Origin of the sequence: Mesorhizobium sp. M7A.F.Ca.US.014.04.1.1, assembly GCF_003998745.1 — a bacterium.
Lineage (GTDB): Bacteria > Pseudomonadota > Alphaproteobacteria > Rhizobiales > Rhizobiaceae > Mesorhizobium > Mesorhizobium ciceri.
In genome coordinates this window covers 1-12317 of sequence record NZ_RZRW01000123.1, presented here as the reverse complement: position 1 = coordinate 12317, position 12317 = coordinate 1, and the positions used below count along the sequence as shown (strand labels likewise).

13 protein-coding genes are annotated in these 12317 nt (G+C 61.8%); 12 read left to right on the top strand and 1 reads right to left on the bottom strand.

The window, feature by feature from the left end:
- From EOA22_RS11200 to EOA22_RS11185, 4 genes are all read left to right on the top strand, one after another.
- Positions 1–1287: ROK family protein (locus tag EOA22_RS11200; RefSeq protein ID WP_127389969.1), on the top strand; the 1287-nt coding region annotated here is incomplete at its 5' end.
- Positions 1288–1339: 52 nt separating this feature from the next.
- Positions 1340–2665 carry a sugar ABC transporter substrate-binding protein gene (locus EOA22_RS11195; protein WP_024503978.1) on the top strand — a complete coding sequence of 442 codons (1326 nt, stop codon included), beginning with the start codon at positions 1340–1342 and terminating at the stop codon, positions 2663–2665.
- 55 nt (positions 2666–2720) lie between these two features.
- Entirely contained in the window at positions 2721–3587 is an 867-nt protein-coding gene (locus EOA22_RS11190) for a sugar ABC transporter permease (RefSeq protein WP_013530442.1), read from the top strand.
- Positions 3588–3589: 2 nt separating this feature from the next.
- Positions 3590–4411, top strand: coding sequence for a carbohydrate ABC transporter permease (locus tag EOA22_RS11185; protein WP_027160930.1), 822 nt, complete (start codon positions 3590–3592; stop codon positions 4409–4411).
- On the opposite strand, the gene EOA22_RS11180 is transcribed toward EOA22_RS11185, so the two are convergent.
- On the bottom strand, positions 4408–4719 hold the full coding sequence (locus EOA22_RS11180) for a hypothetical protein (RefSeq protein WP_127224133.1): 312 nt from the start codon (positions 4717–4719) through the stop codon (positions 4408–4410). The genes EOA22_RS11185 and EOA22_RS11180 overlap by 4 nt on opposite strands.
- Before the next feature lie 195 nt (positions 4720–4914).
- Here EOA22_RS11180 and EOA22_RS11175 point away from each other — a divergent pair, with 195 nt between their 5' ends.
- The 8 genes from EOA22_RS11175 to EOA22_RS11140 form a co-directional block, all read left to right on the top strand.
- The gene (locus tag EOA22_RS11175) at positions 4915–5904 is read left to right on the top strand and encodes an ABC transporter substrate-binding protein (protein ID WP_063168707.1); all 990 of its coding nucleotides are present in this window, start codon (positions 4915–4917) and stop codon (positions 5902–5904) included.
- Between the two features lie 148 nt (positions 5905–6052).
- Entirely contained in the window at positions 6053–6919 is an 867-nt protein-coding gene (locus EOA22_RS11170) for an ABC transporter permease (RefSeq protein ID WP_024503974.1), read from the top strand.
- 13 nt (positions 6920–6932) lie between these two features.
- A complete protein-coding gene (locus tag EOA22_RS11165) occupies positions 6933–7736 on the top strand; it encodes an ABC transporter ATP-binding protein (RefSeq protein ID WP_013530446.1) in 804 nt (267 codons plus the stop codon).
- Positions 7737–7831: 95 nt separating this feature from the next.
- Positions 7832–9436, top strand: a complete 1605-nt coding sequence (locus EOA22_RS11160) for a GMC family oxidoreductase N-terminal domain-containing protein (RefSeq protein WP_127389968.1) — start codon at positions 7832–7834, stop codon at positions 9434–9436.
- Positions 9437–9589: 153 nt separating this feature from the next.
- Positions 9590–10864: an NAD(P)/FAD-dependent oxidoreductase gene (locus EOA22_RS11155; protein ID WP_063168705.1), complete on the top strand. Its 1275-nt coding sequence runs from the start codon at positions 9590–9592 to the stop codon at positions 10862–10864.
- 56 nt (positions 10865–10920) lie between these two features.
- Entirely contained in the window at positions 10921–11337 is a 417-nt protein-coding gene (locus EOA22_RS11150; RefSeq protein ID WP_063168704.1) for a RidA family protein, read from the top strand.
- A gap of 5 nt (positions 11338–11342) precedes the next feature.
- Positions 11343–12017 (top strand): DUF1028 domain-containing protein, encoded by a 675-nt coding sequence (locus EOA22_RS11145; RefSeq protein ID WP_013530450.1) that lies wholly within the window; start codon positions 11343–11345, stop codon positions 12015–12017.
- 21 nt (positions 12018–12038) lie between these two features.
- On the top strand, positions 12039–12317 hold a 279-nt coding region (locus tag EOA22_RS11140; protein ID WP_127389967.1), incomplete at its 3' end, for an aldehyde dehydrogenase family protein.

Genomic DNA, 12317 nt, shown 5'->3' with positions numbered 1-12317 from the left:
GTCTTCGACAAGCTGGCCGAGGCGGGCGCCGATATCATCGCTTTCGATGCGACGGACCGTGTCCGTCCCGTTCCTGTCGAAGCGCTTGTGAAAGCCGTCAAGGCCAGGAACAAGCTGACCATGGCCGATTGCTCTTGCCTTGACGATGCGCGCCGGGCCCTTGCCGCGGGTGTCGATTTCGTCGGCACGACGCTTTCCGGCTATGTCGGCGGGCCGGAGCCGGAGGATCCGGACATTGCCCTCATCGCTCAAATGCGAACCCTGAGCCCCTACGTCATCGCCGAAGGGCGTATCCGGTCGCCGGAGCAGGCGGCCGCCGCCGCGCGCGCCGGCGCCTGTGCCGTGGTTGTCGGATCGGCGATCACCCGTACCGAGCACGTCACCTCGTGGTTCCACCAGGCGATTTCCGGGGCCTATGCGGCAAGGGGCACGCAAACCGTGCTTGGCCCAACCGTGCTGGGCATCGACATCGGGGGAACCAAGACCATGGCCGCGCTGGTCAGCGGCGGCAAGGTGGTCGAGGACATGATCGTGCCTACCGCGCGAGAGGCTGGACCCGACGCCTGGCTGGCATCCCTTGCGCAAAGCACGTCGGCCTGGTCAAGCCGCTTCAGTCGTATCGGTATTGCGGTGACGGGGCTGGTGCACGATGGACGCTGGTCGGCGTTGAATCCGGCGACGCTTGGCATTCCCGACGGCTACCCGCTGGTCGAAAGGGCATCCGCTGTTTTCGGCAAGCCCGTCTGTGCGTTCAACGATGCCCAGGCAGCCGCCTGGGGCGAATACAAATTCGGCGCCGGGCAAGGTCGCGACATCGTCTTTCTGACCATCTCGACCGGAATTGGCGGCGGCATCGTTTGCAACGGCCGATTGCTGTCCGGTCTTGCCGGTCACTTCGGTCTGATCCGTGGTTTGTCTGAAGACCAGGCCCCGCTCGAAGACAGCACCTCCGGCCGCTGGATCGCTTCGCAGGCCCTCAAGGCCGGCTTCAAGGCCGATGCCGCCGATGTGTTCGGGCTTGCGCTGAAGGGCGAGGCCTGGGCCGACGCCATCGTCTCGCGGAGCGCCTCGCGGGTCGCGACGCTGTGCCGGGACATTCAGATGATGTTCGATCCGAAATCGATCGTCATCGGCGGCAGCATCGGTCTTGCCGATGGCTATCTCGACCGGGTGCGCGCGCATCTGGGCGAGGTTCCACCGCGCCTTTCCTCCAATCTCGTTGCGGCGAAGCTCGCGGGCCACGCCGGCGTCATCGGTGTTGCCGATCTTGCCGAATGGGCAAAGTAGCGGCGCCGCCGGTCATGCCATGCAAAAATCATCAAAAAAGAAGGGAACGATCATGAAATTGAGCAGGACGTCTTTTGCGCTTATGGCCACCCTCCTCGCGGGGACAGCTTTGCCGACCTTTGCCAACGCAACCGTGACCGTGCTCGGCTGGCCTGGCGGGTCCGAGGAAACCGCACTGCGGGCAACCGTGGAAACCTATAACAAGCAGGCAAGCGATGCCGACAAGGTGGAGCTGCTGTTCTTCAACCGCGAAGGCTTTTACGACAAGCTGCAGGCCGACATGGCGGCCGGATCCAACGCCTTCGACGTGAATCTCGTCGCCACCTACTCGCTCGGTCGCTACGCGCCCTATATGGAGCCGGTCGATCTTGGCGCGGATGCGGCCAAGGTTTTCGGCGAATCCGTTCTCAAGACGATGCAGTTCGACGGCAAGCAATACGGCGTGCCGACCGACCTTTCGCTGCACTTCATGTACTACCGCAAGGATCTCGTCGACGCCTTGAGCAGGGATGACGCCGCCAAGAAGACCTATGGTGAAATCGCCCAGAAATATCTCGGCAAGCCGCTGCAGCCGAAGGACCCGGACAGCTGGACCTGGGACGACTGGGCGGCCACCGCCCTCTATTTCACCAAGCAGGTGAACCCCGACAGCCCGGTGCGCTACGGCACGGTCCTGCAGATGAAGAACCTGCTGTTCAACATGATGGTCTTCCAGTCCCTGCCGCGCTCCTACGGCGGCGACTGGATGGACAAGAACGGCAATGTCACGGTGGATTCCGATGCCTACAAGACCGGCCTCGAGCTCTACAAGAAACTCTATGATGCCGGGTCATCGCCCAAGGATTCGCTGAGCTACGAATATGCGGAAACCAACGCGGCCTTCGCATCCGGTCAGGCCGCGACGGCACTGCAGTGGAATGCCGCGGCGGCGGATCTGACCAGCACCGAAAAATCTCCGGCGGTCGCCGAGGTGACCGGGATCGTCGCGCCGCCGGCAGGTCCCGACGGACGCGCCGATCATATCCACGGCCTTGGTTTGGGCCTCAACAAGAACGCCAAGAACAAGGAAGGCGCCGTCAAGTTCCTGAAGTGGCTCGCCACCGAGGATGCGGCCTTGCTCTATGCGCGCAGCGGCGGTTCGCCGGCATTGTCTCCCGATGTCGTCGCCAAGGTTGCGAAGGAACGTCCCGATCTCGTCAAGCTCGGCGAATTCGCCAGCAAGTACGGCTATGTCATGACCGGTGCGACGTCCGCGAGTGCGCTCCCGGTCTATGAGCTGCAGGCAAAGGAGTTTACCGGCTACTGGTCCGGCCAGCAGAGCCTCGAGGATGCGCTCGCCCACACCAAGGCGGGCATGCAGGACCTTCTCAAGAAATGAACCATTTGCCGGACGCCGGGTCGAGCTCGGCGTCCGGCGCGTTTGGCGGATCGACATGGCCCTTGTGACACGTGCCGAAGGCAGGATGTATCTGACGCCGCTGGTCGGCTTCCTGCTGCTGTTCCTCGGCTTTCCGGCGATCGTCAATCTGATTTATTCCATTTCGGCCGTCACATTCGAGACGCTGCGCAGTCCGGTGTTGAGCGGTTTCAGCAACTATGTCGCGGTGTTGAACGACCGCGAATTCTGGAGCTCGGCCTGGTTCTCTCTGCGCTTCGGTATTCTTACCGCATCAGCGGAATGTCTGATCGGTCTTTTCCTTGCCATCTTCCTGGCACCGCTTCTGAGCAAGCGACCAGTCCTGATGGCGCCGTTGATGCTGCCGCTGATGGTCGCGCCGGCCATGGTCGGTCTCATGTACCGGCTGGTGCTGCATGAATTTGCGGGCCCCGTCCCCTACTATCTCTTCGAATGGTTCGGTGACAGCCCGGCCTTCCTCGACATCAACAATGCCTTCCGCACCCTTGTCGTCGTGGAGACGCTGCAATGGACGCCTTTCGCCTTCCTGCTCTTCTACATGGCCTATTCGGCCATACCGCTCGACGTGCGCGAAGCCTCCTCGCTCGATGGCGCATCACCGTTTGAGATCGTCCGGTGGATCGACCTGCCATTGATGAAGCCGACGCTGGTCATCGCGTTTTTCATCCGTTTCATCGACGGTTTCCGGGTGTTCGACAATGTCTATGCATTGACCGGCAGTGGTGCAGGAGGTTCAACGACGTCCTTGTCGATCTACATCTACCAAGCCTTCTTCAAGGAAGGGGCTATTGGCAAGGCGGTCGCCGCCTCGGTTGTCCTGTTCATGGCGTCGTTCATCGTTCTCCACTGCCTTAACCGGCTTGCCGGCCGCAGGAAGCGTTGACGATGGCCGGGGCACTGCGCTGGATCGTTTTTGCCATCGCCGTGCTGGCGATGAATTTCCCCATTATCGTGACGCTGATCACATCGCTCAAAAGCCAGCGCGAGCTTTCGACGAACCCCGGTTTGTGGATCAGCCAGCCGACGCTCGACAACTATCTGGAGGTCCTGACGCAGACCAGCCGCTTCAACATCTATGCCTATCTGCTGAACAGCACCGTGGCGGCGCTGATCGGAACCGGCCTTGCGATCGTGCTCGCGTTCCCGGCTGCCTATGCGATCGCGCGCAGCGAGGCGGGAAAGCGCTTGGTCCTGCCGATCGTCATCAATCTTCGCGCCGTGCCGCTGATCATCTTCGCGATCCCGCTTTACATGATGTACCAGTGGCTGGGCCTGCTCGATACGCGGATCGGGCTCGGGCTCATCCTGACCATCGTCAACGCGCCGCTTGCACTCGTCATCCTGGTAAACGCGATTTCAGATGTACCAGTCGAACTCGACGAGGCGGCGAAAGTCGATGGCGCAAGTTCCTTGCAGGTGATGATGATGATCGTCCGGCCCGTCATCCGACCGGCGCTCGTCACAACCTTCATCTTCGGCTTCATCACCGCCTGGAACGAATTCCTCTTCGGCCTCATGCTGACAACCAGTCGTGCCGTGCCGATGACGGTCGGCGCATCCTTCTTCTTCGCCGCGAGCGGCGGTGGCGTAAAATGGGGAACCGCTTCCGCCGTCATGATGCTGGGCGCCTTGCCGCCGGCATTGCTGGGTCTTGTGATGTATCGGCAGATATCGGGATCCATGACCGCTGGGGCGGTCAAGGGCTAAAGCAAGAAGAAGTTCGTCTTTCCGACAAATTGGACAACCCAATCCGACAGCGCCAGCGCGCTTGTCAGGCCAGGTGGCTCGATTCCGAAAAGACGGATCAGCCGTCCGGACGGATCTGCCAGAATGGCGAAATCGCCGAACTGCAACCCGTTCGTTTTAGGCCGCAGCCCGCGATGGCTCGGCTCCAGTTCCCCGTCTCTCAGCCCCGGCCAATAAATGGCGCGTAAAATGGTGTGGCCCCGGGCCGGCCGAGGAAAGAAGAAATGGTGCAGCTTGCTGAGGGCGAAATCGCGATGGCGCAGACGCAACGCAGTCTGGTTAGGTCCAGCCTAAGCCGAACTACTGAAAATCATAATTTGTGCAGCGCACCCAACGTGCTTTGCTCCGCCATCGGCTGAAAGAAAACAAGAAAAGAACGTCAGGCGACAGGCTTCGGCGATGCCTCCGGAGCGGGTTTCGTTCGGGCCGGGATAACGCTCGACTTCAGAAAACAGGGGAACGTGATGACGACAATAATCTCGAAGTTTCGCCGGGCCGCGCTGGTGGCCGGCATTGCGCTCAGCGCCATATCGGTGAGCCTCCACGCCGAAGCTGGCAGCTTGAAACTGGGCATGACGACCTGGGTGGGGTACGGACCGCTCTTCCTTGCCCGTGACATGGGCTACTTCAAGGAAGGTGGGCTCGATGTCTCGCTTGAAATCATCGAGGAAGCATCGCTGTATATGGCGGCTGTTGCCGCCGGCGAGCTCGACGGCAGCGCATCGACCGTCGACGAGATCATGAAGTATCGTTCGAAGGATGTTTGCTTCAAGTCGGTCTATGCGCTGGATGACAGCCATGGCGGCGATGGCGTGCTCGCGCCCAGCGGGGTCAAGAGCATCGCCGACCTCAAAGGCATGGACGTAGCGCTGAACGAGGGTTCAGTGTCGCAGTTCTGGTTCAATATCCTGCTCAAGCAGGCCGGTCTCACCCAGGCCGATGTGAAGATCACCAACATGACGGCAGACGATGCCGCTGCCGCCTTCATGGCCGACCGCATTCCCGTTGCCGTCACCTGGGAACCGCATCTGACGCTGGCCAAGAAGGAAAACAAGGGACAGGTGCTGATCGACTCCTCCAGGACACCCGGCTTGATCGTCGATGTGGTGGCGCTCAACTGCGACTACATCACGAAGAACCCCGGAGATGTCGAGGCGCTGGTGAAGGGCCTCTACAAGGCCAACGAGTTCATCAAGGAGAATCCTGAGAAGGCGTATGAGGTGATGGCCAAAGGCGTCGGCGGCTGGCTGAAGGATCCGAAGGACTTCGCTTCCTCGGCCGCTGGCGTGAACTTCTACGGTAAGCAGCGCAATGCCGAATTCTTCGCCGGTGGCGAGACTGGCGAAGCCGGCAAGCTGATCAAGCTGGGCGGCGATATCTGGGGCGGCTTCGGCAAGCTCAAAATGGACGTCAAGTATGACGACCTCGTCGATACGTCCTTCCTTGGGAAGTAGCTTGGCCTTGGAAAGTAGCTTGGCCTTGGAAGTAGCTTGGCCTTGCAAAGTAGCTTGGCCTGCGAAGTAATTTGACCTTGCAAAGTGATTTGGCTGAACCGGAGGCGGACCTCGCGCCTCCGGTCCAAGCGGCCCAAAAGGGTATCCCGTGACACTAGCACCGAACACGAGCTCTCTGGTCAGCAATGGCGTGACCGCGAGAGTTGAAGAAGGTCAGGCCGGTCGATCCGTCCTGAAAGTCATCGCCACACCGTTTCGGGCTGTGCCGCGCTCTCTCTCCATTACGCTCGGCTTCATGGTCTGGATCGCCGTCATCGGCGGCTGGTTCGCGCTGACCTATTCCGGAGCGGTCAAGGAAATGTTCCTGCCTCGCCCCGAATCCGTGTTGTCCACCACCATCAGCATGGCGCTTGACGGGTCGTTGTGGGAGCATGTTTTCGCCAGCGTCCAGGTGGTGTTGATCGGCTTCGTCCTTTCGAGCATCGTTGCGGTGCCGCTTGGATTGACGATGGGCACCTATCGCATCGTCCAGGCCGTTCTCGAACCGTTGGTCAATTTCATACGCTATCTGCCGGTGACGTCCTTCGTGCCGCTTTTCATCCTGTGGATCGGCATCGGCATCGAGCAGCGCGTTGCCGTCATCGTCTTCGGCGTCTTCTTCCAGCAGCTCGTCATGATCGCCGACAGCGCTCGCAGCGTCCAGCGCGACCTTGTCAACGCAGCCTATACGCTCGGCACGAAACGAGGCGACACGGTCTTCCACATCGTCTTTCCGGCCACGCTTCCGAGCGTGCTGGATGTGCTGCGCGTCACCATGGGCTGGGCCTGGACCTATCTCGTCGTGGCCGAACTCGTCGCCGCCCGCAGCGGACTTGGCTACATCTCGCTCAAAGCCATGCGCGGCTTTCAGGTCGACGTGATCTTCATGGCCATCGCCATGATCGGCATCCTTGGTCTTTGCACCGACCAATTGTTCCGGGGCATCCGCCGCCTCGTCGCTCCCTGGGCCAATTGAGGAACACGCACACATGGACGCCCTGAATCTTACGACGAAACCAAAGAGTTCCGACATAGGCATCGACAATGTGGTCCTGCGCTACGGCAAGGGTGACAATGCGGTGCTGGCGCTGGATGGCATTTCCTTTCACGTCGTGCCCAACGAATTCTGTGTGATCGTCGGCCCATCCGGCTGCGGCAAGTCGAGCCTGCTTTATCTCGTCGCCGGTCTTGAGGAGCGGACCGGCGGCATGATCGTAGTCGGCGGCAAGCCTGTTACCGAGCCGGGCCCGGATCGCGGCATGGTGTTTCAGGCATATACGCTGTTTCCCTGGCTTACGGTGGCGCAGAACGTCGAATATGGCCCGAAGCGGAAGGGCATTGCGCCGGCCGAGCGCAGGGTCATTGTCGAGCATTTTCTCCACGAGGTCGGTCTGGCAAAGTTCGCCAACCATTACCCGTCTCAGCTGTCGGGCGGCATGAAGCAGCGCGTTGCGATTGCGCGCGCGCTCGCCAATGATCCGGACGTGCTGCTGATGGATGAGCCTTTTGGAGCGCTCGACAGCCAAACCCGTCACAGCATGCAGAAGCTTTTGCTGAGGATCTGGGATCATTCCAAGAAGACGGTCCTGTTCGTTACCCATGACATCGACGAAGCGATCCTGCTGGCGGACAGGGTGCTCGTCATGTCCGGCCGGCCCGGTCAGATCAAGAAGGAAATCCGCGTAGGCCTCCCGCGTCCACGCAGCATGGATCTGGTCATGGAGCCGAACTTCATCGCCATGAAGCGGGAGATCCTCGAGCTCCTGAAGAACGACGAAGACGACGAGCACTAATGCATGTCGCTCAAAAGTGACCTCGGTTTTGGGCAGACGACATGCATGAAACAGACATCGGCAGTCTTCGGTGTGGATGATGAAACGGGCAAGGCATGAGCATCGAGGCGGCGGAATTTGACTATATCGTCATTGGCGCGGGCTCGGCCGGCTGTGTCTTGGCAAACAGGCTGAGCGCAGACCCGGCAGTTCGTGTCTGCCTGATCGAGGCGGGCGGCAGCGACGACCGCACCAGGGTGCGCGTGCCGGCCGGCATTCTCTCGCTCTACGGCAATCCGAACTTCGACTACGGCTACAAGGGCGTGCCGCAGCCGCTGCTCAACAACCGCCGCATACCGGTCAACCGGGGCAAGGTTCTTGGCGGGTCGAGTTCGATCAACTCGATGGTCTATATTCGTGGCGCCGCGCAGGACTACGATGAATGGGCAGCGCTTGGCTGTGCCGGGTGGTCCTATGCCGATGTCCTGCCCGTCTTCAAGAAATTGGAGCGGAACTGCCTGTTGCAGAGCCCCGCCTATCACGGATTCGACGGCGAATTGCTGGTCGACAATCCGCGCGATCCCAACGTGGTATCCAGCCTGTGGGTTGAGGCGGGCAGAGGCGTAGGCCTGCCCGAGAACCGCGACTTCAATGCCGGTGGCCAACTCGGCCTCGGCATCTACAACGTCACCCAGAACAGAGGCGAGCGCTTCTCGGCCTACAGCGCCTTTGTCCGGCCGATTCTCGGCCGCTCGAATCTACGGATATTGTCAGGCGTCGAGGTTCTTGATCTGGCGATTGAACGCGAGCGCGTCACCGGCGTCAACGTGATCAGGGAAGGCGCAACCCAACGGTTGGGGTGCCGAGCGGAGGTCGTCCTCAGCGCGGGTGCGATCGGATCGCCGCGCATTCTGCTTGCTTCCGGCGTCGGCCCGGCCGGGGAGCTGAAAGCAGCGGGGATTGAACCGGTCGCGAACCTGCCAGGCGTCGGTAAGAACTTGCGCGACCATGTCGATGGCATGATCACGGTGCGATCGAACAGCCGCAAGACGCTCGGCCTTTCACTTGCCAATCTTCCGGCGATGCTGGCGGCGCCGTTCCAGTATTTCGCCCGGCGCAAAGGCATGCTGACGACCAACTATGTCGAAGCCGGCGGCTTTGCCAGGACGAAGTATGCCGGGAGCATACCCGACATTCAGTTCCACTTCGTGCCGGGCTATCGCAGCCATCGCGGTCGGCTCGTCGAATATGGCCACGGCTATGCCGTGCACACCTGTGTGTTGAGACCCGGGAGCGTCGGCGAAATCACGCTTCAACGCGACGGCACCCGCCGCAATATGCTCATAGACCATCGCTTCTTCAGTGACGAACAGGATGCCCTGACCCTCGTCGAGGGCATAAAGGTCGCGCGTTCGATCCTGGCTTCGCCGGTTTTCGGCGGCATCCGCGGACCGGAAATCCTGCCTGGGCCCAACGTGAACACCGATGACGAGATTCTCGCCTATCTGCGTGCCGAGGCTCTTACCGTCTATCATCCGGTTGGCACGGCCAGGATGGGCAACGACGCCATGGCGGTGGGTGATCCCGCCGGTCTCAAGGTGCGCGGTTTCGACAATCTGCGCGTCGCTGATGCCTCCGTCATGCCGACATTGATCGGTGGCAACACCAATGCGCCATCCATGATGATTGGCGAAAAGGCGGCTATGGCAATACTGGCGTAGCCGTCTGCGCGCGGCCAATTCAGCATTTAGGAACAAGCTAACCACTGCCACATGAAATCGTAATTTTCGCTGCCCGGTCCCTCCAGTAAACCAACGATCAGACCTCCGCCGCATGCGCAGAAACTCTCGGGGAGAGCCAGAAAGGGCCGCTGAATGCCAGTCGAAACAGTAGACACGCTTGTTGTTGGCGGCGGCCAGGCGGGGCTGGCGATGAGCGAGCATCTGAGCAAGTGCGGCGTGCCCCATCTCGTGCTGGAGCGGGACCGCATCGCCGAACGCTGGCGTAGCGAGAGATGGGACTCGCTGGTTGCCAATGGTCCCGCCTGGCATGACCGTTTTCCCGGCATGGAATTTCCCAATGCCGGTCCGGATGCCTTTATCGGCAAGGAGAAGGTCGCCGACTATTTTGTCGCTTACGCCGACATGATCGCTGCCCCCATCCGCTGCGGCGTGGAGGTCAGGAAAGTGGAAAGGCTTGTCGGCCGTCCCGGCTTCCGGATCGAAACCTCGGATGGCGTGATCGAAGCCAGGAGCGTGGTTGCCGCCACCGGCGCTTTCCAGCATCCGGTCATCCCGGCCGTCGTTCCCGGGGACGCCGGACCTATGCAGATACATTCCAGCGCCTATCGCAATCCCGGCCAACTGCCCGCAGGCGCGGTGCTGGTGGTCGGCTCCGGGTCTTCGGGGGTGCAGATCGCCGACGAACTCCAGCGTGCGGGACGGCGGGTTTATCTCTCGGTCGGGCCGCACGATCGGCCGCCGCGGGCCTATCGCGAACGTGACTTCTGCTGGTGGCTGGGGGTTTTGGGCAAGTGGGACGCGCAGGCGCCTGCGCCCGGCACCGAACATGTCACCATCGCGGTCAGCGGCGCGCGTGGCGGCCAGACGATCGACTTCCGGCGCCTTGCCGCGCAAGGGATGACGCTGGTTGGCCGGACCGAATCCTACAGGCACGGTGTGATGATTTTCGCACCCGATCTGGCCAAGAATATCGCGCGCGGCGATGCGAATTACATGTCGGTTCTGGACGAGGCAGATGCCTATGTCGCCCGCAACGGCCTCGACCTTCCCCCAGAGCCCGAGGCCCGCAAGATCGGCCCGGACCCGCGATGCATGACCGATCCCATTCTCGAGCTGAACCTGTCGGAAGCCGGGATAGGTTCGATCATCTGGGCGACGGGATTCACCGTCGACTACAACTGGCTGAAGGTCGATGTGTTCGACGAAAGGGGCAAGCCGAAGCACCAGCGCGGTGTGTCGACCGAGCCCGGCATCTATTTCCTCGGACTGCCTTGGCAATCGCGCAGGGGGTCGAGCTTCATCTGGGGCGTCTGGCACGACGCGCAGCATGTGGCCGACCATATTTCCACGCAGCGCAAATACCTAGCCTACCATGCGTCCGCGAAGCGCGAGACCAAGGTGGCATAGACACGGCACCTCAAACGGGATGCCCCGACCTCGAGCCTGATCCGACGGAGACCAAGATGGCGCATACAAGAATTCGAAAGTTCAACACCAAGGACACTTATCCCGAGCAGAAGCTCGACAATGATCTGTGCCAGGCGGTCGTTACGCGGGGCGGCAGGACCGTCTATCTGCGCGGCCAATGTCCGCAGGACCTCGACACGGCCAAGAACATCGACAGCCATGATCCGGTCGAGCAGACACACAAGGTCATGCAGAACATCCGCCAGCTGATCGAGGAGTGCGGCGGCACCATGGAGCACCTGGTCAAGGTGGTGGTCTACATCACCGATGTGCGCCATCGTGAGGCGGTCTACCGTACCATGGGCGCGTATATCAGAGGCGTGCATCCCGTCTCGACCGGCCTTGTCGTGCAGGCCCTGGCGCGGCCGGACTGGCTGGTCGAGATCGACGGCACCGCCGTCATTCCGGACTGATTGCGATGACCTTTTCCATTGTCGCGCGGTGCGGCCGCACCGGCATGTTCGGGGTCGCGGTGTCCTCCTCGTCGCCTGCTGTTGCGGCGCGCTGCGCCTATGCGCAGGCGGGCGCCGGGGCCATTGCCAGCCAGAACGTCACCGATCCTACGCTTGGACTGCGCGGTCTCGAATTGCTGGCGCGCGGCGCGTCCGCGGCGGAGGCGATTGCCATATTGAAGCGCACCGGTGCCTATCCCGAATACCGGCAGGTGCTGGCTGTCGACGCCGCTGGAGCGACCGCGATCCATTCGGGTCCCAAAGCTCTTGGCATCTGGGCGGAGGCGCGAGCTGACAATGTCGCCTGCGGCGGCAACATGCTGGCCCATGATGGCGTGCCGCAAGCGATGGTCGAGGCCTTCCTGGCGTCGGAGGGGCATCTCGGCGACCGCCTCATCGCGACTATGCGCGCGGCGCTGACAGCCGGCGGCGAGGCTGGCCCTGTCCATTCCGCCGGCATGAAGCTGGTGCGTGAGGTGGCGTGGCCGGTCGCCGACCTGCGCTGCGACTGGACCGACGATTGTCCTATCGAGCAACTGGCGGCGCTGTGGCAACTCTACAAGCCACAGCTCGATGCCTATGTGACCCGCGCGATCAACCCATCCGATGCGCCGAGCTACGGCGTGCCGGGCGACGAATAGTCAAGACAGGGGTCACCTGCGATGAGTGAACTCAGCCACAAGGACTGGATCGGCAAGGCGTCCGCGATCCGTTTTCGTGACAAGGCGTTCATCGACGGCAAGACGGTCGCGGCGCGTTCGGGCCGGACCTTTGCCAGCGTCAATCCGGCAACGGGCGAGGTGCTGGCCGAAGTGGCGTCCTGCGGCGAGGAAGACATCGATCTGGCGGTTGCCGCCGCTAGGCGCAGCTTCAACGCCGGCGTCTGGTCGCGCACCAGCCCGGCGCACCGCAAGGAGGTGTTGCTGCGGCTGGCGCAGCTG